Source organism: Amycolatopsis balhimycina FH 1894 (assembly GCF_000384295.1).
GTDB lineage: Bacteria > Actinomycetota > Actinomycetes > Mycobacteriales > Pseudonocardiaceae > Amycolatopsis > Amycolatopsis balhimycina.
Genome location: NZ_KB913037.1, coordinates 926,849 through 949,279 on the forward strand (window position 1 = coordinate 926,849; position 22,431 = coordinate 949,279).

Annotated in this window: 23 protein-coding genes; 6 read left to right on the plus strand and 17 right to left on the minus strand. The window is 72.2% G+C overall.

The window, feature by feature from the left end:
• Nucleotides 1-111: 111 nt before the first annotated feature.
• Complete coding sequence (locus tag A3CE_RS0103360) at nucleotides 112-432, minus strand: AzlD domain-containing protein (protein WP_026468097.1); 321 nt, start codon at nucleotides 430-432, stop codon at nucleotides 112-114.
• On the minus strand, nucleotides 432-1,124 hold the full coding sequence (locus tag A3CE_RS0103365) for an AzlC family ABC transporter permease (protein ID WP_026468098.1): 693 nt from the start codon (nucleotides 1,122-1,124) through the stop codon (nucleotides 432-434). Before A3CE_RS0103365 ends, A3CE_RS0103360 begins: the two co-directional genes overlap by 1 nt.
• A gap of 68 nt (nucleotides 1,125-1,192) precedes the next feature.
• On the opposite strand from A3CE_RS0103365, the gene A3CE_RS0103370 reads away from it, so the two are divergent.
• The gene (locus A3CE_RS0103370; RefSeq protein WP_020638654.1) at nucleotides 1,193-1,756 is read left to right on the plus strand and encodes a helix-turn-helix domain-containing protein; all 564 of its coding nucleotides are present in this window, start codon (nucleotides 1,193-1,195) and stop codon (nucleotides 1,754-1,756) included.
• A gap of 17 nt (nucleotides 1,757-1,773) precedes the next feature.
• Here the strand turns inward: A3CE_RS0103370 and A3CE_RS0103375 are convergent, their stop codons facing one another.
• The 4 genes from A3CE_RS0103375 to A3CE_RS0103390 form a co-directional block, all read right to left on the minus strand.
• Nucleotides 1,774-2,874, minus strand: a complete 1,101-nt coding sequence (locus A3CE_RS0103375; protein ID WP_020638655.1) for a hypothetical protein — start codon at nucleotides 2,872-2,874, stop codon at nucleotides 1,774-1,776.
• An 80-nt stretch (nucleotides 2,875-2,954) separates the two neighbouring features.
• Nucleotides 2,955-3,410, minus strand: a complete 456-nt coding sequence (locus A3CE_RS0103380; protein WP_043791679.1) for a hypothetical protein — start codon at nucleotides 3,408-3,410, stop codon at nucleotides 2,955-2,957.
• A 5-nt stretch (nucleotides 3,411-3,415) separates the two neighbouring features.
• Nucleotides 3,416-3,985 (minus strand): RNA polymerase sigma factor, encoded by a 570-nt coding sequence (locus A3CE_RS0103385; protein WP_026468100.1) that lies wholly within the window; start codon nucleotides 3,983-3,985, stop codon nucleotides 3,416-3,418.
• Nucleotides 3,986-4,011: 26 nt separating this feature from the next.
• Complete coding sequence (locus tag A3CE_RS0103390; protein ID WP_026468101.1) at nucleotides 4,012-4,869, minus strand: S8 family serine peptidase; 858 nt, start codon at nucleotides 4,867-4,869, stop codon at nucleotides 4,012-4,014.
• Nucleotides 4,870-4,984: 115 nt separating this feature from the next.
• Here A3CE_RS0103390 and A3CE_RS0103395 point away from each other — a divergent pair, with 115 nt between their 5' ends.
• The 3 genes from A3CE_RS0103395 (at nucleotide 4,985) to A3CE_RS49890 (ending at nucleotide 10,408) form a co-directional block, all read left to right on the plus strand.
• Entirely contained in the window at nucleotides 4,985-7,609 is a 2,625-nt protein-coding gene (locus A3CE_RS0103395) for a CHAT domain-containing protein (protein WP_020638658.1), read from the plus strand.
• 199 nt (nucleotides 7,610-7,808) lie between these two features.
• Nucleotides 7,809-9,254 (plus strand): LodA/GoxA family CTQ-dependent oxidase, encoded by a 1,446-nt coding sequence (locus A3CE_RS53240; RefSeq protein WP_020638659.1) that lies wholly within the window; start codon nucleotides 7,809-7,811, stop codon nucleotides 9,252-9,254.
• The gene (locus A3CE_RS49890; RefSeq protein ID WP_020638660.1) at nucleotides 9,251-10,408 is read left to right on the plus strand and encodes an NAD(P)/FAD-dependent oxidoreductase; all 1,158 of its coding nucleotides are present in this window, start codon (nucleotides 9,251-9,253) and stop codon (nucleotides 10,406-10,408) included. The genes A3CE_RS53240 and A3CE_RS49890 overlap by 4 nt, the downstream gene beginning before the upstream one ends.
• On the opposite strand, the gene A3CE_RS59730 is transcribed toward A3CE_RS49890, so the two are convergent.
• Nucleotides 10,296-10,589 carry a holin gene (locus A3CE_RS59730; protein WP_084641219.1) on the minus strand — a complete coding sequence of 98 codons (294 nt, stop codon included), beginning with the start codon at nucleotides 10,587-10,589 and terminating at the stop codon, nucleotides 10,296-10,298. The genes A3CE_RS49890 and A3CE_RS59730 overlap by 113 nt on opposite strands.
• Nucleotides 10,590-10,771: 182 nt before the next feature.
• Between A3CE_RS59730 and A3CE_RS0103415 the strand changes: the two genes are divergently transcribed.
• Complete coding sequence (locus A3CE_RS0103415; RefSeq protein WP_020638661.1) at nucleotides 10,772-11,812, plus strand: DUF2235 domain-containing protein; 1,041 nt, start codon at nucleotides 10,772-10,774, stop codon at nucleotides 11,810-11,812.
• A gap of 72 nt (nucleotides 11,813-11,884) precedes the next feature.
• Here A3CE_RS0103415 and pdxS read toward each other — a convergent pair whose 3' ends face one another.
• From pdxS to A3CE_RS0103430, 3 genes are all read right to left on the minus strand, one after another.
• The gene (gene pdxS, locus A3CE_RS0103420) at nucleotides 11,885-12,808 is read right to left on the minus strand and encodes a pyridoxal 5'-phosphate synthase lyase subunit PdxS (protein WP_020638662.1); all 924 of its coding nucleotides are present in this window, start codon (nucleotides 12,806-12,808) and stop codon (nucleotides 11,885-11,887) included.
• 88 nt (nucleotides 12,809-12,896) lie between these two features.
• Entirely contained in the window at nucleotides 12,897-13,880 is a 984-nt protein-coding gene (locus A3CE_RS0103425; protein ID WP_020638663.1) for an ArsR/SmtB family transcription factor, read from the minus strand.
• A 38-nt stretch (nucleotides 13,881-13,918) separates the two neighbouring features.
• Nucleotides 13,919-15,355 (minus strand): FAD-binding oxidoreductase, encoded by a 1,437-nt coding sequence (locus A3CE_RS0103430; protein WP_020638664.1) that lies wholly within the window; start codon nucleotides 15,353-15,355, stop codon nucleotides 13,919-13,921.
• 172 nt (nucleotides 15,356-15,527) lie between these two features.
• Here A3CE_RS0103430 and A3CE_RS0103435 point away from each other — a divergent pair, with 172 nt between their 5' ends.
• Nucleotides 15,528-17,636: an elongation factor G-like protein EF-G2 gene (locus A3CE_RS0103435; RefSeq protein WP_020638665.1), complete on the plus strand. Its 2,109-nt coding sequence runs from the start codon at nucleotides 15,528-15,530 to the stop codon at nucleotides 17,634-17,636.
• Between the two features lie 174 nt (nucleotides 17,637-17,810).
• On the opposite strand, the gene A3CE_RS0103440 is transcribed toward A3CE_RS0103435, so the two are convergent.
• The 7 genes from A3CE_RS0103440 to A3CE_RS0103470 all read right to left on the minus strand — a co-directional run bounded on the left by A3CE_RS0103440 (nucleotide 17,811) and on the right by A3CE_RS0103470 (nucleotide 22,392).
• Nucleotides 17,811-18,320 carry an XdhC family protein gene (locus A3CE_RS0103440; RefSeq protein WP_020638666.1) on the minus strand — a complete coding sequence of 170 codons (510 nt, stop codon included), beginning with the start codon at nucleotides 18,318-18,320 and terminating at the stop codon, nucleotides 17,811-17,813.
• Nucleotides 18,321-18,339: 19 nt separating this feature from the next.
• Nucleotides 18,340-18,588 carry a hypothetical protein gene (locus A3CE_RS0103445; RefSeq protein WP_020638667.1) on the minus strand — a complete coding sequence of 83 codons (249 nt, stop codon included), beginning with the start codon at nucleotides 18,586-18,588 and terminating at the stop codon, nucleotides 18,340-18,342.
• A gap of 1 nt (nucleotide 18,589) precedes the next feature.
• Entirely contained in the window at nucleotides 18,590-19,072 is a 483-nt protein-coding gene (locus tag A3CE_RS0103450; protein ID WP_020638668.1) for a hypothetical protein, read from the minus strand.
• Nucleotides 19,069-20,214 carry a glycosyltransferase family 4 protein gene (locus A3CE_RS0103455; protein WP_026468103.1) on the minus strand — a complete coding sequence of 382 codons (1,146 nt, stop codon included), beginning with the start codon at nucleotides 20,212-20,214 and terminating at the stop codon, nucleotides 19,069-19,071. Before A3CE_RS0103455 ends, A3CE_RS0103450 begins: the two co-directional genes overlap by 4 nt.
• A gap of 18 nt (nucleotides 20,215-20,232) precedes the next feature.
• Nucleotides 20,233-21,150: a phosphatidylinositol mannoside acyltransferase gene (locus A3CE_RS0103460; RefSeq protein ID WP_026468104.1), complete on the minus strand. Its 918-nt coding sequence runs from the start codon at nucleotides 21,148-21,150 to the stop codon at nucleotides 20,233-20,235.
• Nucleotides 21,147-21,773: a phosphatidylinositol phosphate synthase gene (gene pgsA, locus A3CE_RS0103465; RefSeq protein ID WP_020638671.1), complete on the minus strand. Its 627-nt coding sequence runs from the start codon at nucleotides 21,771-21,773 to the stop codon at nucleotides 21,147-21,149. Before pgsA ends, A3CE_RS0103460 begins: the two co-directional genes overlap by 4 nt.
• Nucleotides 21,774-21,861: 88 nt before the next feature.
• Entirely contained in the window at nucleotides 21,862-22,392 is a 531-nt protein-coding gene (locus A3CE_RS0103470; RefSeq protein ID WP_020638672.1) for a MarR family winged helix-turn-helix transcriptional regulator, read from the minus strand.
• Nucleotides 22,393-22,431 lie beyond the last annotated feature (39 nt).

Sequence of the window (22,431 nt, forward strand, 5' to 3'; positions counted from 1 at the left end):
CCCGGTCCGCACCGCCGCGAATGACTCATTCGCGGCGCCGGCGCCCGTGACCCAAGCGCACCAATGCCACATTGGGGCGCCGGCGACCGGACAACAGCGTGAGCCGGGCCCTCAGGGCACGCCGGCCAGCCTGAGCAGCGCCGCCGTCGCCGCGGCGGCCACCACCACCAGCACGAACGGCGCCTTCCGCCACGCCAGCACCCCGGCGACCAGCACCCCGGCCGGCCGGGCGAAGCCCGCGAAGCCGTGCCCCTCCGTCAGCGCGCTGACCGCGACCAGCGCCGCCAGCAGCACCACCGCCGCCAGCGCCATCAGCCGTTCCGCTCGAGGCGACAGTTTCACCCGGCTGCGCAGCACCGGGCCGGCGAACCGGAACGCGAACGTCCCCAGCGCCAGCACCGCCGTGCCGATCAGCAGCTCCACCCCGTCCATCAGCACGCCTCCTGCAGTTCGGGCTCCTTCGCCGCGACGCCCACGACGACGCCCGCCAGGGCGAGCAGCACCGGCAGCCCGGCCGGCAGGAACGGCGTCGCGGCCAGCGCCACCACCACCCCGGCCAGCACCGGCAGCCGCGCCGCTCGGTCCCGCAGTGACGGCAGCACCAGCGCCAGCAGCACCGCCGGGAACGCCGCGTCCAGGCCGAACACGTCCGTGTCGCTGATCGCCGTCCCGGCGAACGCGCCGGCGACCACGCCGAGGTTCCAGCAGGCGAACAGGCCGATCCCGCAGGCCCAGTACGCCGCACGGCGGCGGTGCGCCTCGCGCTGGGCCAGGGCGAACGCGACCGATTCGTCGATCATCAGGTGGCTGCCGGCCAGCCGGGCCGTCCACCGCTTGCCCAGGACGTCGCCGATCGCGAAGCCGAACGGCAGGTGGCGCGCGTTGGCCAGCAGGCCGGCGAGCACGGCCGCGAACGGGTTGCCGCCGGCGGCCACGATGCCGACGAACATGAACTGCGACGCCCCGGCGAAGACCAGCAGCGACATCAGCATCGGCAGCCACAGCGGAAAGCCCGAGCTCACCGCGATGGCGCCGTAGGAGACCCCCACGAGACAATCGGCGAGACAGACCAGGCCGATGTCACGGGCGAGGCCCCGATCGAGTGTTCGCCATATCGAACGCATGTATTCTACAGTGAACGACAGGCCACCTGTTCGTCAAGACGAACAGATCGACCGATGGAGCGAACGGAATGTCACAGGAGACCACCGGAGCACCGCTGGAGATCATCGCGGCGTCGCTGCGCCGCGAGCGGACCCGCGCGGGACTGTCCCTGACCGAGGTCGCGCGCCGCGCCGGCCTGGCCAAGTCGACGCTGTCGCAGCTCGAGTCCGGCACCGGCAATCCCAGCGTCGAGACGCTGTGGGCGCTCGGCGTCGCCCTCGACGTCCCGTTTTCCCGGCTGGTCGAGCCGGAGCGGCCGAAGGTCCGCGTGGTCCGCGCCGGCAAGGGCCCGACGGTGTTCGCCGAGCACTCCGACTACGCGTGCACCCTGCTGTCGGCGTGTCCCACCGGCGCCCGGCGGGACATCTACATCGTCCGCGGTGAGCCGGGCACGCCGCGGCGCTCCGACCCGCACATGACCGGCGTGGTCGAGCACATCGTGCTCTGTGCGGGCCGGGCGCGCATCGGCGTCCTGGACGCCCCGGAGGAACTGCACCCGGGCGACTACATCTCCTACCCCGGCGACGTCCCCCACATCTTCGAAGCCCTCGAGCCGGGTACCTACGGCGTCGAGATCTCCGAGTACATCTAGGACGTACATCCAGGACGTCACGCGGTCTCTCCGCCGGCCTCCGCCTTCGGACCGGTCAGCAGTTCCGCCTCCAGACAGGCCCTCCGGTTCCGGATCCGGGCCTCCTCCGTCTCGCTCCGCAGTCGCGCCTCGCGCATCGGATCGCACGAGGAGCAGTGCGCCAGCTCCGCCTCGTACAGCGTGCCGTCCGTCGGGAGGGTCACCTGCCGGGCGTCCATGACCTCCTCGAGCGGCCGCGGCAGCACGTCGCCGACGCGCTCCATGGCGCGCTCGAGTTCCGCCGCCTTGTCCTCGATGGACCGCCAAGGCGTGTCGCCGATGCGCCACTCGATCGACTCGACCCTGCTCGACGCGGAGTACACCTCCAGCACCCGCCGCACGTAGTAAGTGACGGCGTAGCAAGGGTTTTCGTTGCGGAGGGTCCGCCGCGTCGTCGTCTGGCTGTCGGCTTCGTCGAAGGTGGAGACCACGACCGACCGTTCCGCCTCGGTGGACTGTGCGGCGGTGATCGCGTTCTGGGTGAACTGGGAACTCGCCGTCCGCACCGAGGCACCGCTGGCCACCGTCGTCTCGGTCGCGACCCCGAATTCGCCGCTCACCTGGGGTGCGCCGAAGAAGCCGGCGAGCCCGCCGCCCACGGATACCGACGTGTCGGCCCGCGTGCGGATGTCCACCAGGCTGTTCGTGTACGCCGACGCCGACGAGAACCTGCTGGTCTCGGACAGCGCGCTCATCGTCTGCCGGAACGACGAATGCACCGACAGCCGTTGCTCCGCGGCCCGCACCCGGCGGTACCGGTCGAATTCGGAAACCTCCACCGACTCGCCGGGCAGCAGGGTGACCGTGTACAGCAAGGGCCCCTGCTGCCTGCCCACCAGGCTGAGCGCGTGCTGGTAAGTGATCCTGATTTCCAGCCGGCCCTGGTCGAACCGGTCGAGCGCGAACACCCGGCCCTCGTAGAAGTACTGGGCCCGGTCGTAGGGCAGCCAGGGAACCGGTGCCGGGCCGCCGCATTCGCCCGGGATCGGCTCCTCACACCCGCCGCCACAGCCGGAACAATCACCGCACCCTTTCCGTTTCTCCCCCGCAGCAGGGTGCTTCTTCTCTTTCGCGGCCATTTTTCCTCCTCCGTTCCGGCACCCTTCATGCCGTTATCGGACGGGGGACGGAACTGCGGCCGTGATACGCGGCGGAACCGCTAGACTGCCGTCCAGTCCGTGAGCACGATGTGTCCCGTCCCGACGCGCAGACGCAGCCTGAACCGTCCCGCCGGCTTGGGCCGGACGACGAACCAGCCGACTTCGTCGACCGGCACGGTCATGACGGTCCCGTCGCGGGTTTCGACGTCGAGTTCGCCCGGCTGCGCGGGCACGACCTGCCCGTGGAGGTCGCCGGAGCCGACCTCGAGCTCGATCGTGAAGTCGCGGCCGGAAAAGGTGAGCGCACGCAATGGGGCCGAGTCGGCGCGCACCTCCGTCGACCGCCCGGCGGTGACGGAATCGTAGGAAAGCGTGGCGAGTTCCGCGTCGAGATCGCGCCACGAGAACGCGGCTTTGCCTGCCTCGACGAACCGGGCGGGCACCTCCCGCGCAGTCCGGAGCGCCTCGCCCAGCTCGGCGAGCAGCTCTTCGTCGCCCCTCCAGTGGTCCGCCATGGCCATCACGCTTCCCCGGGATCGACGAACGACGCCAAGGCCCGGCTGCCGCGGAGCGCGGCGAGGCACCGCGAGCGGGACGGGCCGATCCCCCCGATCGGCATGGCCAGTCTCCCCGAAATCTCGGCGTAGGGCAGCCGCGGATCGCTGAACAGGAGGGTCAGGAGCTCCCGGCAGCGGGACGGCAGCTCGGCGAACGCCTGGCGCAGCGCGATGAACCGCTCCTGCTTCAGCAACTCGGCATCGGCCTCCGGAGCCGCCTCGTCGACGAGCCGGCCGTCGTCGGGCACGGGCTGCGTCCGCTGCTGCTCCCGCAGGAACCGCAGGCATTCCCGGCGGGTGACGGTCGCCACCCAGCCCGGCAGCGCGGCCGGCTCACGCACCGACGGCAGGCCTTCGACGAGCCTGAGCCACACGCTCGCCCCGACGTCGTCGCAGTCGGCCGGGGACAGCCGGTAGCGGCGGCAGATCGACCACACCAGGGGCGCGTACCGCTCGACGAGCTGGTCCCAGGCCCGGTTGTCGCCGTCCCGCGCCCGCTTGACCAGCGCGATCACGGCAGGATCGTCTCGCATGGCACCACCTCGGGTCGAAGGGCCGGTCAGCGCTTGCCGCACGCGATATCGTGGGCGATCTTGCCCGTGACGGCGGCGGCGGCGAACGACGTCCCGCTCCACCGCGCGAAACCCTCGAAGTTCTGCTCCGACGCGTCGGACAGCCGCACCGGCTTGTCGAGGTAGTAGCCGTTGACCTGCAGGCCGTCGGCTTCGGTGTCGACCCAGTCCCGTTTCATGCTGAAGTCCGCGCCGGCCGCCCCGACGGCGAGGACACCGTTCATCGCCGCGGGCCAGATCTGCCACGGCGGCCGGGCGATGTGGCCGAGGTTGCCCGCGGCGGCCACGACGAAGGTGGCGTGCCCGGCCCAGACCGAATAGATGCCCTTCCGGTCGGGCTCCGCCGCCACGCCGTCCTCGGCCTCGATCTGATCTTTCGGGAAATCGGGGTGCCAATACAGCGGTGTGTCCACGATGCCGACGCGAACCGGGTTCTCCGCCGTGACCTCGTAGGTGTTACCGGGCGGGTCGATCCGGTCACCGAAATCGGGATCACCGAGCCCCTTGTGCTGCGGGTAGCCGATCAAGGTGTCCCGGTTCTTCCCGATCGCCGGAAGGGCTCCGAGTTCGCTCGCGAACTGATTGCGCACCTCGTACAACAGCACGTCGAGATCGGTGAACTGCCGGCCGCCGCGGCGCTCGAGCGCGGAGATCTCCTGCCAATACTTCGCGCGGGTCTTCGTCGCGAACTCCGCGATTCCGGCCAGGTCCCTTATCAAGGACAACTGCAGCACGTCGTCGGTCTCCGGTTCCGTTGCTCCCGCCCAGACCCGGAGATCCTTCAGTTTGTTTCCCACGTCTTCGACGTACCGGGAGTCGACAATCAGTTCGGTCTGCACAGTCATGATCTGCCTTCCGCTCGTACTCGGCCCATGCTCGACGGAGGCGTCCCTCACCCGTTTGATTCCAGCATCGGAAAATTAGTTCCGGATACCGCCAACACGGTTCATGCTGTCAGGCATGAACCCGACCGCGGCCCTCGATCAGGCACTCGAGGCGTTGCGCCGTGCCGACGTCGACGCCGGTCGCGCCGTGCCGGTCGCGGAACGGGCCAAACGGCAGGCCGACGCCGAGGGCGACGACGCCGCGGCCTCGATCGCCGAGCGGGCCTGGGGCCGCGCATTGCTGCAATGCGGGAACGTCGACAGCGCGATCAGTCACCTGCGAGATTCCGTAGAATTCGCGGAGAAATCCGGCTCCCCCGCGCTCGCCGGCGAAACACGAATCCCGCTCGCGGCGGCACTGCTCCAGCGCGGAGAACCCCACGAAGCGCTGCGGAACATCGACGACGCCGTCGCTTCGCTCACCGGGGCCGGGCACGCGCGGGCGCGCGCCCAGCGCGCCGACATCCTGCACCAGATCGGCAGGCTGACCGAGGCCCACACCGAGTACGAGTCCGCCATTTCGCTGCTGCGTGACGGCGGTGACCTGCTGAACCTGCAACGCGCGTTGGTCAACCGCGGCATCCTGCACACCGAACGGTACGTCTTCCCCGCCGCCGAGGCCGACCTGGAGGAGGCCCGCGAGCTGGCCGGGCGGCTCGGCCGGAAACTGGCCACGGCGATCATCGACGAGAACCTCGGCTTCCTCGAGACCGTGCGCGGCGACGTTCCCGCCGCGCTCGCCCGGCTCGGCCGGGCCGAGCAGGCGATCGGCGAACTGGGCGGCCAGCTCGGCCCGGTGTTCTCCGACCAGGCCGAACTGCTGCTGTCGGTGGGCGCGCGCGGCGAGGCCGCCGACGCCGCCCAGCGAGCCGTCCTCGCGTTCGAACGGGACCAGCGGCACCTGCTCGTGCCCGCCGCGCGCCTGTTGCTCACCCAAGCCGCGGTGCTCGGCCGCGACTGGACGACCGCGCTGGACCAGGCGCGCCAGGCCCACCGGGACTTCGTCGCCCAGCAGCGCGCGGAATGGGCGGCGCTGGCCCAGCTGGGCGTGCTGCGGGCCCAGCTGGCGCTCGGGCATGACACGCCGATCTCCGGCGAGGACGCCGAGACCATGGTGGCCACCCTGAGCTCGGCGGGCTGGCCCGCCGCGGCCCTCGAAGCCCACCTCGCCGCCGCCCGGCTGGCCGGCTCCCGCGCCGAAGCCAAGCGGAGCCGGTTCCACCTCCACCGCGCCGGCGCGGTGGACCGGCGCGGGCCGGCCGCGCTTCGCGCGCGCGGCTGGTACGCGCGGGCCCTGCTGGCCTGGGAGGACGGGAACGCCCAGGCCACGGACCGGGCGGTGCGGGCCGGGCTGCGCATCCTCGACGAGCACGCCGCGTCGCTCGGGGCGACCGACCTGCGGGCCCATTCCGCCGCGCACCGCAGCGAGCTGAGCGAACTCGGGCTGCGGCTCGCCCTCCGCTCCGGCGAGCCGGCACGGGTCTTCGAGTGGGCCGAACGCGGCCGGGCCGGCCGGCTCGCCCACCGGCCGGTGCGCCCGCCCGACGACCCGGAGCTCGCCGCCCTGCTCGCCGAACTGCGCGCCACGGTCCGGGAGATCGACCAGCCCGGGCGCGCGGCGCCGGACCTGCGGCACCGGCAGTCCCTGCTCGAACGCCGGATCCGGGACCGGGCGCGGCTCTACCCGGGCGTGCCCGGGCAGCCGCCGGCCACCCCGGTCAAGGTCGCCGACCTCGACCTCGGCGATCGCGCGCTCATCGAGTTCGCGCGGGCGGACGGCGCCCTGCACGCCCTCAGCCTGGTCGGCGGGCGGCTGCGGCTGCGGGCGCTGGGCGCCGCCGACGACGACGTCGCCGAGCTGGTGGCCCGCCTGGCGTTCGCCCTCCGGCGCCTCGCGCACCGCACCGGCAGCGCGCAGTCCCGGGCCGCCGCGCTGACGTTGCTGCAGCGGACCGCGGAGGTGCTGGACCGGACCCTTTTCGGGCTCCTGCCGGAGATCGGTGACCGGCCGCTCGTCCTGGTGCCGACCGGTTCGCTGCACAGTGTGCCGTGGTCGGTGCTGCCGTCCTGCTCGGGGCGTCCGGTCACGGTGTCGCCGTCGGCCACGCTGTGGCACGCCGCCGCCGAACGCCGCGACGCGGTCCTCGGCACGGTCGCGGTCGCCGCCGGGCCCGGCCTGGCCGGAGCCCACGACGAAGCACAGGCCGTGGCGGCGTTGCACGGCGTCGCCCCGCTCGCGGGCGAAGCCGCCACCGTCGAGGCCGTGCTGAAGGCCGTGGGCACGGCCGACACCCTGCACCTGGCCGCGCACGGCAGGCTCGCCGTGGACCAGCCGCTGTTCTCCGACCTGCGGCTGCACGACGGCCCGCTCGTCGTGCACGACCTGGAACGGCTCGACCGGGTGCCGCGGACCGTCGTGCTCGCCTCCTGCGACAGTGGCCGGTCGGTGGTGTGCACGGGGGACGAGCTCCTCGGCCTCAGCGCCACGTTCATGGGATCGGGCACGGTTCACCTCATCGCGTCCGTGGTTCCCGTGCCCGACGCGGAAACCCGGCCGCTGATGGTCGAATTCCACCGGGGGCTCGCGCGCGGCGCCGCGCCGGCGGCCGCGCTGGCCGACGCCCAGAAGTCGTTGCGCGGCAACGGGCTGGAAGCGCTCGTCGCCGCCGCGGGATTCGGCTGTTTCGGAGCCGGTCATTGAAATCGCTCGGTGTACTAATCCGGCCAAAAGTAGGCCGACCCCCCGCGCGGGACGCAACCGTTGCTACAAAGCCATTCGGCCGTGACTGTGGTCGGATTAGTAACGATCGGCACAGTAACGTTCTTTTCCCGGCCGCGACTCTGGAGGTCGAGGCGGCGTGAAACCGTGGTTCGCGAGATTTCTGTCGAGGTGGGCTCAAATGGGTGTGGTCGAGGTACGCATTCACCCGGCGATCGGTATCGCGCGCGTGGGGAACAGCGTGGACGAGTATTTCATCGGCCCCGAGCGGCAGTGGGACCGTTCGGCACCGGCGGACGGGTCCTACAAGGACCGCTCGCACCGGATCAAGCGCCAGGTCGCGCGGTTCCGGCTGTTCGCCTACGACGAACGGGGCGTCCCCACCGAACTGGTCGAAGGACCCGGCGTCGAGATCACCTGGACCGTCCACCTCGTCAACGCGAAAGCGGCCGCCCGGCTGTTCCGGCCCGATTCGACGCGGAACAGTGGCTATTCCGGCGACGCGCTCCGCGACCTGGTGATCGATCCCGGGCCGCGCACCGTCGACCGGCTCCATCGTCGCGCCGAGTTCGGCACCGGGAAGTTCATCCTCAAGGAGTGCCGCCCCCAGCGGGTTCCGCTGGGGGAAATCCGGCTGGACGACGACGGGCGGCTCTTGGTTTTCGGCGGAGCCGGCGCCACCGGGTCCCCCGCCCACACGTCGCTGTCCGTCCAGGACGACAGCGACAACTGGTACGACGACATCGCCGACGGCCCGGTCACGGCGACCGTCCGGATCAACGGCGCGGACCACCCGGTGGCCGGGTCCTGGGTGATCACCGCTCCCCCGAACTTCGCGCCGCCGGTCGGCAGCGCGATCCGGCTCTGGGACGCGATGTTCGACGCGCTCGCGACAGAGCAGCAGAAATCCGCGCCGCCGTCCTACGTGGACGACATCTACCCCATCCTGCAGGCCGCGATCGACTCCGGCGCGGTCGCTTCGGTCGCCAAGCCGCACCACCACTTCCGGCACCCCGTGTCACCCCGCGAGCTCGACGAACAGCTCGCCAAAGTGGGGCACATGCCGCGGCTCGCGTCCGGCCGCGGCGCTGCGCTGGACCTGCCGCTGACGCCGACCCAGAAACAGCGGATGCGGGTCTGGGCGAAGGCCGGGAACCCGGACATCTCCTGGGACATGACGTGGGTGGACGGACCACCGGTGTCCAAGGACTTCACGCCCGACGGCATGGACAAGGCCGCACTGGAAAACTGCGTCGGCGGCGCGCTCCGCCCCGGCATCGAGGCCGGGGAGTTCCTCCTCGAACCCGCGAGGTACGGGCCGATCGAGACGGTCAACGGGCAGCCGTCGTTCCGGCTCGACCACAACCAGGTCGAACCCGGTCAGGTGACCGCGGGCATGTCGCTGCCGTGGCAAGCCGACTTCCACGCGTGCAACCCGCTCTGGTGGCCGGCGCCCCGGCCCGGCCAGGTCGTGCCGGCCGGCTCCCCGCCCGGCGCCGCGCCGGTTCAGTGGAACCGGGGGTACAGCAGACCCGTGTTCGTGAATGGCGGCTGGACCAGGATGGGGTTCGTCACGCGGCAGGCCGAAGGACTCGTCGAAACCGACAGCGACCCGCTGAACCAGTGAGGCACCTCGACGTCGCGGTGATCGGCGGCGGTCCGGCCGGCTCGGCGACCGCGCTGCTGCTGGCGCGCCTGGGCGCCGACGTCGGGTTGTACGACGCCCCGGGTTGCGAGCGGCCGCGCCTGGGCGAGTCCCTGCCACCGGCCGTGAACCCCGTGCTGCACGAACTCGGTGTCGGAGCCGGCTTCGCCGCGCTCGGTGCGCTGCCGTCGTACGGGACGTCCGGTGCTTGGGGCACCGACGAGGTGTCGTCACAGTCGTTCCTGTTCAGTCCACACGGTACTGGCTGGCACGTCGACCGGGCCCGCTTCGACGAGATGCTCGCGACCGCCGCGGCACGGGCCGGCGCGACGGTCTTTCCGTCGCGGGTCCGGCGAGTGCACCGGATCGCGGGCGGCTTCACCGTCGACGCGGCGATCCCCGCCCATGCGGACGCGGTGGTGGACGCCACCGGCCGGGCGGCCCGGATCTCCCGCGAACTCGACGCCCGGCCGGCCCGGCACGACCGGCTGGTCTGTGCGGCCCGGGTGGTCCCCCGCCGCGGCGACGAGCCGTTCCGCGACACCTTCGTGGAGGCCGTGGCGGAGGGCTGGTGGTATTCGGCGCCCCTGCCGGACGGTCACCGGATCGTGGCCTGCTTCACCGACGCACCCATCGCGGCACGGGCCGGACTGGCGACGCCGGCCGGGTGGCGCGCGGCCCTGGTGGCCACCACCTACGTCCGGCAGTTCGTGCGCGGCCGGGCGGAGAGCCCCGTCCGGGTCGTCACCGCCGCCGGCCACCGGCTGCGGCCCTGCGCCGGGCCAGGCTGGCTGGCGGTCGGGGACGCCGCCTTCGCGACGGACCCGCTTTCGTCCGGCGGGGTGACTTCCGCGTTGCGAACGGCGATCGCCGCGGCGGCTGCCCTGGCCGACGGCGACCGGGCGAACTACCTCGCTCTGGTCGACGCCATGGCAGCCGGCTACTACGCCCGCCATTCGGAAATCTACGGCTGGGAGCGCCGGTTCCCCACTTCGGCGTTCTGGCAGGCACGCCGACCCGACGTCACGAACTCGACGACGTCGCCGGAACCACGTCGACCGGCGGCGGGTCCTCCGATGTCCGCCCGTCGCTCTTGCTCTTCGAGTACAAGGCCGCGGTCCCGTCCGGAGTTTTGATCACGCCTCCGATCGACATCAGCAGCGACAGCACCGTCGCCGTGCCCACCGTGGAAAAGAACGTGAGCCAGTGCATGTCGAGCAGCCCCGACCCGGCGGCGACGAACACCGATGCGCCCGCCTGCGCGGCCGTCCGGACCGAACGTTCGAGCGCGTCTTTCCAAAAACCGACAGTCCACATGATGACACCTCCGCCAAGACAGAGCGCCTTCCGGCGGCCGTGATACGGACTCCCGGGCGAGGAGAAATCACCGACCGGAGGTCGATCCGGAAATCAGGAAACCAAGGCGGGATTCGTATTTTCGCGCGTAACACGCCACCGTCCAGGTGCGACTCACAATGATCCGACGCCGGGGAGGAAACATGGCGAAACGTCTGGTGATCTGCTGCGACGGCACCTGGAACAAACTAGGCCAGCCGAATCCCACGAACGTGGCGAAGGTCAAGAACGCGGTCGCCGAAACGGACTCCGCCGGCATTCGCCAGAAGGCCTTCCACGGCGACGGCGTCGGCACCGGGCCGAACCTGTGGGACCACCTCACCGGTGGCGCTTTCGGGTGGGGACTCTCGGCCAAGGTGCAGGACGCCTACGGGTTCATCGTCGACAACTACGAGCCCGGCGACGAACTCTTCTTCTTCGGCTTCAGCCGCGGCGCGTTCACCGCGCGCAGCACCGTGGGCTTCATCCGGAACTGCGGCGTCCTCCGCCGCGAGAACGCAGGCCTCGTCAAAGAGGCCTACCAGCTTTATCGCGACCGGGACACCTCGGCCACCGGCCCGGACAGCCCGAAGGCCACCGAGTTCCGCCGGAAATACGCCCACGAAGACAGGACGCCGATCCGGTTCATCGGGGTCTGGGACACCGTCGGCGCACTGGGCATCCCCTTGAGCGGCGGCCGCCTGCTCAACGTGCTGAACCGGCGCTGGCAGTTCCACGACACGCGGCTGTCCTCGATCGTGCAATCGGCCTTCCAGGCCCTGGCCGTGGACGAGCACCGCCCGTCGTTCGAACCGGCGGTCTGGGAGCCGTCACAGAGCGGCCAGGAGCACGAACAGGTCTGGTTCGCCGGGGACCACTCCGACGTCGGCGGCGGGCATCCGGTGTCCGACCTTTCGGACCTCGCCCTGCGCTGGATGACCGACCGGGCGCACAAGTGCGGCCTCGCCTTCGAGCCGGACGCCTTCACCGGCTTGCTCCCCGGCAACCCGCTCGGCGTACTGCATGATTCGCCCAACGCGTTCTTCCGCTTGTTCGGCTCGGTGGTTCGCGGCATCGGCACGGTGGACCCGCAGTCCGAGTTCGCCGCGTCCACCGCGGTGGACCGCCACGGGCAGATGCAGCCGCCGTATCGGCCTGACAACCTCGTCGCCTACCTCGCGGCGCACCGCACCATGACGGTGTAGACCGCATCCCAGCGCACGAGAGAGGCCCCGTGGACAGGCGTTCACGGGGCCCCTTGCGCGATCGACGTGGCTTTACCAGCCGCGCTCGGCCAGCCGGTGCGGCTCCGGGACCTCTTCGACGTTGATGCCGACCATGGCCTCGCCGAGACCGCGCGAGACCTTCGCGAGCACGTCCGGGTCGTCGTGGAACGTCGTCGCCTTGACGATCGCCGCGGCGCGCTGGGCCGGGTTACCGGACTTGAAGATGCCCGAGCCGACGAACACGCCTTCGGCGCCGAGCTGCATCATCATCGCCGCGTCGGCCGGGGTCGCGATGCCGCCCGCGGTGAACAGCACCACCGGCAGCTTGCCCGCCTCGGCCACTTCGCGGACCAGCTCGTACGGCGCCTGCAGTTCCTTCGCCGCGACGAACAGCTCGTCCTCGGGCAGCGACTGCAGCCGCCGGAGCTCGCCGCGGATCTTCCGCATGTGGGTGGTGGCGTTGGAGACGTCGCCGGTGCCCGCCTCGCCCTTGGAGCGGATCATCGCCGCGCCCTCGGTGATCCGGCGCAGCGCCTCGCCGAGGTTGGTCGCCCCGCAGACGAAGGGCACGGTGAACGCCCACTTGTCGATGTGGTTGGCGTAGTCGGCCGGGGTGAGCACCTCGGACTCGTCGATGTAGTCGACGCCGAGGGACTGCAGGACCTGCGCCTCGACGAAGTGGCCGATGCGGGCCTTCGCCATCACCGGGATCGAGACGGCCTCGATGATGCCGTCGATCAGGTCGGGGTCGCTCATCCGCGCGACGCCGCCCTGGGCGCGGATGTCCGCGGGCACGCGCTCCAGCGCCATCACCGCGACGGCGCCGGCGTCTTCGGCGATCTTGGCCTGCTCGGCGGTGACCACGTCCATGATCACGCCGCCCTTGAGCATCTCGGCCATGCCGCGCTTCACCTTGGCGGTGCCGGTGACGGACTGGACGGGGCCGCTGGTGGGAGTGGTCTGCTGCTCGGACACGACGGGGCCTTTCGACACGAAATCGGGGGTTACGCTTCCGAGCGTAAGTCGGCGGTGGACCCTTCAGGCAGGCCAGTACGCGGGTATCTCAGCAGTCCACTTCGCCGGTGCCCGCGACCAGGGCTTCCGCGAGCGGAGTACGCGCGTAGAGCACGTGACGTCCGGCACGGTGCCCGCTGACCAGCGCCGCAGCCTTCAGGATGCCGAGGTGCTGCGACACCGCGCCGGTGCTCAGCCCGGTCCGCCGGGCCAGCTCCGCGGTGGACGCCGGGGCGCCCAGTTCGGCCAGCAGCATGGCCCGGCCACGGCCCACGACGGCGGCCAGCGCCCCGGGCGCGGTGGCCGTGCCGGTCTCCCACAGCGTGGCGATGCCGCGCGGCGGGTAGCGCAGCACCGGCTGCCAGCGCGCGTCGGTCTTGGAGAACACCCGCGGCCAGACGAACGCCGACGGCACGAGCACGAGACCGCGCCCGTCCAGCGGGACCGCCGCGCGCAGGTGCCGGTGCGCGACCGTCAGCGTGCCGCTCTGCCAGCGGACCAGCGGCGTGAGGTCGTTGAACAGTTCGGCGGCCCCGCCCTGGGCCAGCAGCCGGGACCGGTGCAGCACGTCGGCCTCGAGCAGCGCGCGGATCCGGGGCCACTCGGGGGCGAGCACGAGGTCCCAGTAGCGCTCCATCAGCGTCGCGAGCCGCTCGAGACCCGCCTCCGGGTCGCGGTGGAAGCGGCTCAGCGCGGGCGAGCGCGGCCCGGACATCGCGTCCAGCTCGCGCCGGACGAAGCGGGGCGGCACGTCGCGCAGGTCGGCGAGCTCGTCGGCCAGCTCGGGCAGGGGCGTCGACGGCGTCCCGGCCAGGAAGCCGGGCAGGTGCCGCAGCGGGACGAGGTCGCGCAGGAGCCCGATGTCGAGGCCGGCTTCGCCGAGCGCCACGGTGGCGCGCTTGACCCACGGCAGGTGCAGGGCGTGCTCGCCCGGGGAGTTCAGGACGCGGACGCTCGCCACGATCTCCCACGCCGGGGAGAACGCGAACCGGGTGTGTGCCAGGTCTTCGGTGGAAAAAGCCAGGTCGAGCACGCGCTGCCTCTCTGCCTCGGGTCCGGCGCAGTCTAGGTCTATCCCATGTGGACAGTGGAGCGGGGTGAAGAAAGCCCTTGCGGGAACGCGAAAATTCCTCGCGGGTCGTACTTCCGCGCGACGGCGCGCAGCCGCGCCAGGTTCACCCCGTAGTACGCCTCGGCCCAGTCCGGCATCTCCGGGTCGAGGTAGTTGACGTAGCCCGTCGTGCCGAACTCCGGCCCCAGCCCGTCACGGACCACGGCGAGCGCGCGCCTGGCCTCGGCTTCGCCGCCGTCCGCCGGGGCGGCGCCGTGCAGAAGCTGGAAACTGGCCAGGGCCTTCCGGTGCGGGAACGCCGTTTCGCGCACGCCGACGCGGGCGATCGCACCGCCGCCGGAGTCGATGAGCGTGCCGACGCCCGGCTCGCTGAGCAGCACCTCGACGACCGCGGCGGGGTCGTCGGCGGGCCGCGTCAGCATGCGCGAGGTCCCGACGTACGCCGCTCGCGCCGCGACCGCCCCGGGCCGGGATTCCGGATCGTCGAACGACTGCATCGCGGTCAGGTGGTCCAGCACCCGCCCCTCCCGCTCGGTGGGCCGGGTGCCGACGCGGCGGATCAGGTCGTCGAGCAGCCCGTCCATCCGGGCTTGCGGCCCGAGGAAGCTGCCGCCGGCGTTGGCGGCGGTCGCGTCGAGGTTCAGCCCTGACCACAGCTCGTCCGGCATCGACGGCTGCCACTCCTGCCAGGCGGCGAACAACGCCGTCTGGGTGCCCGCCGGGAATTTCAGGGTGAAGGTGGCCACGTCCGCGATCGGCACGGTCCGGAACGTGAAGCCGGTGACGATGCCGAAGTTGCCGCCGCCCCCGCCGCGCAGCGCCCAGAACAGATCCGGCTCCGCCGCCCTCGACACCGTGCGCACGCGGGCGTCCGCCGTGACGATCCGCGCCGCCTCCAGGTGGTCACAGGTCAGCCCGTACTTGCGGTCGAGCACGCCGACGCCGCCGCCGAGGACCAGCCCGGCGATCCCGACGGTGTCGCAGCTGCCCGCCGGCAGCACGCGCCCGGCTGCGGCGAGCGTCGTCGCGATCGGCCCGAGCCGGGCCCCCGCGCCGATCACCACGCGGCCGTCCGGGCGCACGTCGATCCCCGAAAACCGGCTCAGGTCCACCACGATCCCGCCGTCCACAGTGGAGTAGCCGGGGTAGCTGTGCCCGCCGCCGCGGGCGGCGACGGGCAGCCGGTGCCGGGCCGCGAAGCCGACCGCCGCCTGGACGTCTTCGACGCGCGCCGCGCCGACGACCGCGGCCGGCGTGCGGTCGTCGTACATCGTGAAGTACCCCTGCTTGGCCTCCGGGTACTCCGGGTCGCCGGGCCGGAACAGCGGCCCGGAAAGCCGCCGCCGCAGCCGCTCCCAGTCGTCCGGCGGCGGCCACTCCGCCAGGCCCGCCACCGGGACCGCCCCGGACATCCGCAAGAAGGTCCGCCTGTCCATCGCCATGTCCTCCCCCTGCCGCACGCCCCCGGGCCCCTGCCGCGCTTCCCGGACCCCTGCCGCGCGCCTGGGCATTCGGCTGGTCCCCGGAGCCCTGCCTTGCCGTGACCAGGGTAGCGGGTGTGTGATCGAGGACACATCCCGTACATCAGCCGTTCGCCGAGGAGTCGTCATGGCAGACAAACAAGCCAAGAACGCCGACACCGGGGCCGCCGTCGCTGTGGACGACCCCGCCAAGGTCCGCAACGTCGTGCTCGTCGGCCCGGCGGGCTCCGGGAAGACCACCCTGGCGGAGGCCCTGCTCGCCGCGTCCGGCACGGTGCCGCGCGCGGGCTCGGTGGTCGACGGGACGACGGTGTGCGACCACGACCCGGCGGCGGTCCGCCAGCAGCGTTCGGTGGGCCTTTCGGTCGCCCCCGTGCTGCACCAGGGCCACAAGATCAACCTGATCGACACGCCCGGGTACGCCGACTTCGTCGGGGAACTGCGGGCCGGGCTGCGCGCGGCCGACGCCGCGCTGTTCGTCGTCAGCGCCGCCGAAGGCGTCGACGCGGCGACGGTCGCCGTCTGGGAGGAGTGCGCCGCGGTCGGGATGCCGCGCGCCGTCGTCGTCTCCCGGCTCGACCACCACCGGGCCGACGCGACGGCGGAGATCGGCGCCTGCCAGTCCGCGTTCGGCGCCGGCGTGCTGCCGCTGTACCTCCCCGCGGGCGACGGCCTGGTCGGGCTGATCACCCAGCGGTACTTCGACTACTCCGGCGGCCACCCGCCCAAGATCGGCGAGCCCGATCCGGCCGACCTGGAGCGGATGGCCGAGGCCCGCAACGAGCTGATCGAAGGGATCATCGCCGAGAGCGAGGACGAGTCCCTGATGGACCGCTACCTCGCCGGCGAGGAGATCGCCGAGGAAACCCTGATCGGCGACCTCGAAACCGCCGTCGCGCGCGGCTCCTTCCACCCCGTCATCCCGGTGTGCTCGACCAGCGGGATCGGCCTCGCCGAGGTGCTCGACGGGATCGTCCGCGCGTTCCCCTCCCCGCTGGAGCACCGGCCACCCGACGTCACGACGCCGGACGGCGGCCCGCACTCCGCGATCAGCGCCGACCCCGCGGGCCCCCTCGCCGCGGAGGTCGTCCGGACGGCCGTCGACTCCTACGTCGGCCGGGTGTCACTCGTCCGGGTGTTCTCCGGGACGTTGCGCCCCGAACGGCCGGTGCACGTGTCCGGGCACGGCCTCGCCGAACGCGGCCACGAGGACCACGACGCCGACGAGCGCGTCGCGCACCTCTACTCGCCGCTCGGCGCGAACCTGCGGGAGGTGCCCTACTGCGTCGCGGGCGACCTCTGCGCGCTCACGAAGGTGGGCTCGGCGGAAACCGGCGACACCGTCTCCTCCCCCGACGATCCGCTGCTGATGGAGCCGTGGGCGATGCCGGAACCGCTGCTGCCGGTGGCAGTGGTCGCGAAGACCCGCAGCGACGAGGACACCCTGGCCCGCAACCTCGCCCGCCTGGTCGCCGGCGACCCGACGCTGCGGCTGGACCGCAACGCCGAGACCAACCAGCTGGTGCTGTGGTGCATGGGTGAAGCGCACGCCGACGTCGTGCTGTCGCGGCTGCGGGCGGGCGGCGCGGACGTCGAAACCGAACCGGTGAAGATCAGCCTGCGCTCGACGTTCGCCAAACCGGCCAAGGGACACGGGCGGCACGTCAAGCAGTCCGGCGGGCACGGCCAGTTCGCCGTCTGCGACATCGAGGTCGAGCCGCTGCCGCGCGGCGGCGGGTTCGAGTTCGTGGACAAGGTGGTCGGCGGCTCGGTGCCGCACCAGTTCATCCCGAGCGTCGAGAAGGGCGTGCGGGCCCAGCTGCAGCGCGGGCTCGCCGACGGGCACCCGGTCGTCGACGTCAAGGTGACGCTGGTCGACGGCAAGGCGCACAGCGTCGACTCCTCGGACGCGGCGTTCCAGACCGCCGGCGCGCTGGCCCTGCGGGAGGCCGCGGCGAACGGCCACATCACGATGCTGGAGCCCCTGGAGGAGGTGGCGATCCGGCTGCCGGACGAGCACCTCGGCACCGTGCTCGGCGACCTGTCGTCCCGGCGGGGCCGCGTCCTCGGCACCGAGGCCGGCGAAGGCGGGCGGACGGTGATCAGGGCGGAGGTCCCGGCGACCGAGCTGCTCCGGTACCTCATCGACCTGCGGTCGATGACCTCGGGCACGGCGACGTTCACCCGCCGCCACGCGAGGTTCGAACCGATGCCGGAAGGAATGGCAGTCCACTGACAGGCCCGGATCTCGCGTGATCGGAGCCGGATCTCGCGTGATCGAGCCCGTGACTCGCGTGATTCGAGGCGGTACGGCTCCGATCACGCGAGTCACGGCTTCAATCACGCGAGTTACGGCTTCAATCACGCGAGATCCGTTTTCCGGCACGCGAGTTACGGAAACCGAAGCGGGTCAGGCGCCGAAGTCGAAGCCGCCGGGGCGGCCGTTGCGGTCGGCCAGGAGGCCGGCGAGGGTGGCCAGCGCGATCTCCGCCGGGGTTCGCGACCCGATGTTCAGCCCGACCGGCCGGTGCACCCGGGCGATCTCCTCGTCCGGCACGCCCAGCCCGCGCAGCGCGGCCACGTGCGGGCCCTCGTGACGCGGGTTGCCGAGCACGCCGACCCAGCGCGGCTTCCCCTCGAGCGCGATCTTCAGCACCACGCCCAGCTCCGGCCGGTGGTGGTCGGTGACGACGACGTCCGCCGAGCCGTCCAGCGGCGGCGGCGTCGTGTCCGCTTCGATGCCGTCCGGCACGTCGGTGACGCGCGCCGCATCGGGTTCGTACAGCGCGACGTGGTAGCCAAGGTCGCGCGCGAACCGGAGCAGGAAGCGGGACACCGGCGACGCGAACACCGCCACCAGCGTCCGCACGCCCGGGTCGGCCGGGGCCGTGCCGTGGGCGACGTCGCAGGTCTCACTCATGGAGTTCAGTGTGGCAGCTTCAGATCTCTTCGAGCACGCTCAACCGGAAGTGGAAAGTCGACGTGCGCCCCTCGACGATCACCAGGTACCCGTCCGGGCCCCGCAGCACCTTCCGCGACTTCGGCGACCACGGGTAGGCCGGCTGGTACTCCCGCGCCAGCCGCAGCGCCTCGCTCTCGGCGGTCTCCCGGTCGGGATGCGGAAACGTCTCCGACAGCGACCAGTTCCGGTCCGACCCGCGCGGCTCCTCGACGACCACCCACCACATGTCAGACCTCCGGCTCCGCGAACTCGAAGTACTCCGGCAGCGGTGCGGTGCCCGCGAGGCGGAAGTACCGGACCTTGCGCCGGCGCCGCAGCCGCAGCGTGTCGCGGACGGCGTCGTTGTGGACGCGCCGGGCGATCACCACCCGGTGCTCGGCGTCGGTCAGCTCTTCGGCCAGCTCGGCGGGCAGGATCGCCCGGTCGACGCGGCTCAGCCGCAAGGTCAGCTCGTTCTCCGAGGCTTCACGGTCGGTCCGGGGCGCCGCTTCGGCGCGCTCGGCCGACGTCCGCAGCGCTGTGTCGCCCAGCACCAGAGCGACCGCGCGCGCCACCACGGCCCGGCGCGCCAGTGCCGCGTCCAGGGCGGCCCAGCCCGCGTCCGTCCGGACGTGCAGCCGGTCGAGCCGGTTCGCCGTCGCCACCAGGAACAGCCCGCCCAGCACGACGACCAGCGCGAGCACCGGGAGCAGCCAGCCGAGCACGCTCACCGGGCGAACTCCCGCTCCGGCGCCGCCACCCGGCGCGGGTCGGCGGCGACGGCGGCCTCGTAGACGCGCAGCACCTGTGTGGCCACCACCGACCAGTCGTACATCGTGACGCGCTCCCCCGCCGCCGCGGCCAGCGAAGCCCGGCGCGCCGGGTCTCCGAGCAGCTCGCGAAGCCCGTCCGCGAGCGCGGCCGGATCACCGGTCTCGACGAGCTGCCCGGCGCGGCCGTCGTCGAGCACCCGCCGGAACGAGTCGAGCCCGCTGGCCAGCACCGGGGTCCCGGCCGCCATCGCCTCGGTGAGGATCATCCCGAAGCTCTCGCCGCCGGTGTTGGGCGCGCAGTAGACGTCGACGCTGCGCAGCGCCTGGGCCTTCACGTGGTCGTCGGCCTGGCCGAGCAGCTCCAGGTGCGGCGCCAGCTCCGGCCCGGCCTCGCGGCGCAGCTGGTCTTCGTCGCCGCGGCCGACGACGACCAGCCGCAGGTCCTCGAACTCCGGCAGGATCCGCCGCAGCGCCTCCAGCAGCACGCCCATGCCCTTGCGCGGCTCCCCGAACCGGCCGACGAACCCGACCGTGCCCCCGGCCCGCGGATAGCCCGGCAGCGGCGTCGCCGAAGAGAAGAACTCGACGTCGACGCCGTTGGGGATCTCGACGGCGTCGCCGCCCGCGTGCTCCACCTGGACCCGGCGGGCCAGCGCCGACACCGCGATCCGGGCCGTGATCTTCTCCAGCAGCGGCCGCAGCACCGGCTGGAACGCCGACAGCGTGCGCGAGCGCGTCGTCGCGGTGTGGAACGTCGCCACGATCGGGCCGTCCGCGATGAGCAGCGCGAGCAGCGAAAGGCTCGGCGCGGCCGGTTCGTGCAGGTGCAGGACGTCGAAATCGCCTTCGCGGATCCAGCGCCGCACGCGGGCGTAGGACACCGGGCCGAACTGCAGCCGCGCGACCGAGCCGTTGTAGGGAATGCCGAGTGCCTTGCCCGCCGGGTGCACGAACTCCGGCAGGTCGGCGTCCTCGTCGGCGGGCGCCAGCACGGACACCTGGTGCCCGCGGCCGAGCAGCGCCTTCGTCAGGTCGATCACGTGCCCCTGGACCCCGCCGGGCACGTCGAACGAGTAGGGGCACACGATCCCGACCCGCATCGGCCGCGTGGCCACGCCTCAGCTCGCTTCTTCGAGGCTGACCCGGTCGCCGGCCTCGATGTCGGCCGGCCAGAACTTCTGCACCATGTGCCAGTCGGCCGGGTGCGCGGCGATGTCGCCGGCGAAGATGTCCGCCAGTGCCTGGGTCGCGGCCGGGACCTCGGCCCGCGCGGTGACCCGGATGCGCGGGTGCAGCCGGATCTGCCAGCCGTCTTCGGTGAACCAGCAGCCGGCCGGGATCAGCGCCGCGCCGGTCGTCGCCGCCAGCCGCGCCGGTCCGCCGGGGAAGCGGGCCTGCTCGCCGAAGAACTTCACCGGGATCCCGCTCGTGGTGAGGTCGCGGTCGCCGACCAGGCAGACGGCCTTGTTCTCCCGCAGCCGCTTCAGCAGCACGCGCATCGCCGAGCTGTCGCCGGTCAGCGGCACGATTTCGAAGCCCAGCGACTCGCGGTACTCGACGAACCGGCGGTAGAGCGACTCGGGCTTCAGCCGTTCCGCCACCGTCGTGAAGCTGCCGAGGTAGTCGGCCAGCCACACGCCGGCGGCGTCCCAGTTCCCGCTGTGCGGCAGCGCCATCACCGCGCCGTTGCCCTCGGCGAGCGCGGCGTCGAGGTTCTCCACGCCGGTGATCGAGGCCGCGACCTTGGCGCTGACCTCCTTGTGGTCCATCGAGGGCAGCCGGAACATCTCGTGCCAGTACCGGGCGTACGAGCGCATCGCCCGCCGCGTCAGCTCGTCCAGCTCGACCGGGTCGGCCTGCGGCACCACGCGGGCGAGGTTCGCGCGCAGCTGCCGCACGGCCCCGCCGTCCCGCCGGACCGCCAGGTCCGCGCCGAGCGAGAAGACCGTGCCGCCGAACCCGGCGGGCAGCCAGCCGGCGAGCCGCCAGCCGGCCGCGTAGCCGAAGGCGCTCAGCCGCTCGCTCACCCTGCTCATGCCGGCTGCTCCCCGGCGGCCGCTTCGCGGGCCGCCTTCGCTACGGCGGCGAAGCGCTGCAGCAGCGTGACGACCGATCCGGCGGCGAGCAGCCAGAGCGTCACGTCCACGGTGTACGGAATGCCGAAGCCGTGCAGGCCGGTGCCGACCAGCGCGATGATCAGCCGCTCGGCGCGCTCGACGAGCCCGCCGTCGACCGGCAGGCCCGAGGCGTCGGCCCGGGCTTTGACGTAGGAGATCACCTGGGCCAGCACCAGGCACAGCAGCGCCGCGGCGGCGGCCGGGTGGTTGTCGTCGACGACGAAGCACCACCAGGCGATGGCGGCGAACAGGGCACCGTCGACCAGACGGTCGCAGGTCGCGTCGAGCACCGCGCCGAACGGGGTGCCGTAGCCGCGGGCCCGGGCCATGGCACCGTCGAGGATGTCGAGCATGGCGAAGCCCCACACCGTGAAGGTGCCCCACAGGAGGTGGTCGTTCGGGAAGAAGATCAGTGCGCAGACCACCGCGCCGGCGGTGCCGAACACGGTCATCGCGTTCGGGGTCAGCCCGGAGCGGACCAGCGCCTGGCCGATCGGATCGGTGACGCGGGAGACGGAGGCACGCGCGAAGATATTGAGCATCGGTTCGTCGAGGCACCTGGCTACGAGGGTCGGGTGGGCGATGGCAGCCTATCGACCCACGTGCGCGGCCCCGACGCGCCGCCCCGGGTCAGCCCGATTTCGTGAGCCGGACGACGTCGGCTTCGTGCTCCCTCGCCTCTTCGGCGGCCACGGCGGCGGCGCATTTCGGCGACAATTGACGGCGGATCGCCGCGCTGATCTCGCCGAGCGCCCTCACCTGCTCCGGCGTCAGCGGGTCGAACAGGCTTTCCCGGACGGCCTCGACGTGTCCGGGCGCGGCCGCTTCCAGCGCGGTGAACCCCGCGTCGGTCAGCACCGCCCAGGCGCCGCGCTTGTCGGTCGGGCACGCCTCGCGCCGCACCCACCCGTTCGCTTCGAGCCTCGCGACCGCGTGGGAAAGACGGCTCCGCGACGCCTGCCGCACGTCGGCGAGCTCGCTCATCCGCAGCCGGCGGCCGGGTGCTTCCGAGAGCGCCACGAGAACCTCGTAGTACGTGTGCGGCATGGCCGAGTCGTGCTGCAGCTGGGCCTCGAGATGCGCGCTGAGCATCCGGGTGGCCGCGTTGAACTCACGCCAGACGCGTTGTTCGTCGTCGCTGAGCCATCGGGTTTCGGACATACCTCCACTATACCCGCGGTTGAACACTCAATAAGGAGT

What these genes read in the sequence shown, in the direction of transcription:
- A3CE_RS0103360 (WP_026468097.1), bottom strand. Translation starts at nt 432, where the DNA reads ATGGACGGGGTGGAGCTGCTGATCGGCACGGCGGTGCTGGCGCTGGGG.
- A3CE_RS0103365 (WP_026468098.1), bottom strand. Translation starts at nt 1,124, where the DNA reads ATGCGTTCGATATGGCGAACACTCGATCGGGGCCTCGCCCGTGACATC.
- A3CE_RS0103370 (WP_020638654.1), top strand. Translation starts at nt 1,193, where the DNA reads ATGTCACAGGAGACCACCGGAGCACCGCTGGAGATCATCGCGGCGTCG.
- A3CE_RS0103375 (WP_020638655.1), bottom strand. Translation starts at nt 2,874, where the DNA reads ATGGCCGCGAAAGAGAAGAAGCACCCTGCTGCGGGGGAGAAACGGAAA.
- A3CE_RS0103380 (WP_043791679.1), bottom strand. Translation starts at nt 3,410, where the DNA reads ATGGCGGACCACTGGAGGGGCGACGAAGAGCTGCTCGCCGAGCTGGGC.
- A3CE_RS0103385 (WP_026468100.1), bottom strand. Translation starts at nt 3,985, where the DNA reads ATGCGAGACGATCCTGCCGTGATCGCGCTGGTCAAGCGGGCGCGGGAC.
- A3CE_RS0103390 (WP_026468101.1), bottom strand. Translation starts at nt 4,869, where the DNA reads ATGACTGTGCAGACCGAACTGATTGTCGACTCCCGGTACGTCGAAGAC.
- A3CE_RS0103395 (WP_020638658.1), top strand. Translation starts at nt 4,985, where the DNA reads ATGAACCCGACCGCGGCCCTCGATCAGGCACTCGAGGCGTTGCGCCGT.
- A3CE_RS53240 (WP_020638659.1), top strand. Translation starts at nt 7,809, where the DNA reads ATGGGTGTGGTCGAGGTACGCATTCACCCGGCGATCGGTATCGCGCGC.
- A3CE_RS59730 (WP_084641219.1), bottom strand. Translation starts at nt 10,589, where the DNA reads ATGTGGACTGTCGGTTTTTGGAAAGACGCGCTCGAACGTTCGGTCCGG.
- A3CE_RS0103415 (WP_020638661.1), top strand. Translation starts at nt 10,772, where the DNA reads ATGGCGAAACGTCTGGTGATCTGCTGCGACGGCACCTGGAACAAACTA.
- A3CE_RS0103430 (WP_020638664.1), bottom strand. Translation starts at nt 15,355, where the DNA reads ATGGACAGGCGGACCTTCTTGCGGATGTCCGGGGCGGTCCCGGTGGCG.
- A3CE_RS0103435 (WP_020638665.1), top strand. Translation starts at nt 15,528, where the DNA reads ATGGCAGACAAACAAGCCAAGAACGCCGACACCGGGGCCGCCGTCGCT.
- A3CE_RS0103440 (WP_020638666.1), bottom strand. Translation starts at nt 18,320, where the DNA reads ATGAGTGAGACCTGCGACGTCGCCCACGGCACGGCCCCGGCCGACCCG.
- A3CE_RS0103445 (WP_020638667.1), bottom strand. Translation starts at nt 18,588, where the DNA reads ATGTGGTGGGTGGTCGTCGAGGAGCCGCGCGGGTCGGACCGGAACTGG.
- A3CE_RS0103455 (WP_026468103.1), bottom strand. Translation starts at nt 20,214, where the DNA reads ATGCGGGTCGGGATCGTGTGCCCCTACTCGTTCGACGTGCCCGGCGGG.
- A3CE_RS0103460 (WP_026468104.1), bottom strand. Translation starts at nt 21,150, where the DNA reads ATGAGCAGGGTGAGCGAGCGGCTGAGCGCCTTCGGCTACGCGGCCGGC.
- pgsA (WP_020638671.1), bottom strand. Translation starts at nt 21,773, where the DNA reads ATGCTCAATATCTTCGCGCGTGCCTCCGTCTCCCGCGTCACCGATCCG.
- A3CE_RS0103470 (WP_020638672.1), bottom strand. Translation starts at nt 22,392, where the DNA reads ATGTCCGAAACCCGATGGCTCAGCGACGACGAACAACGCGTCTGGCGT.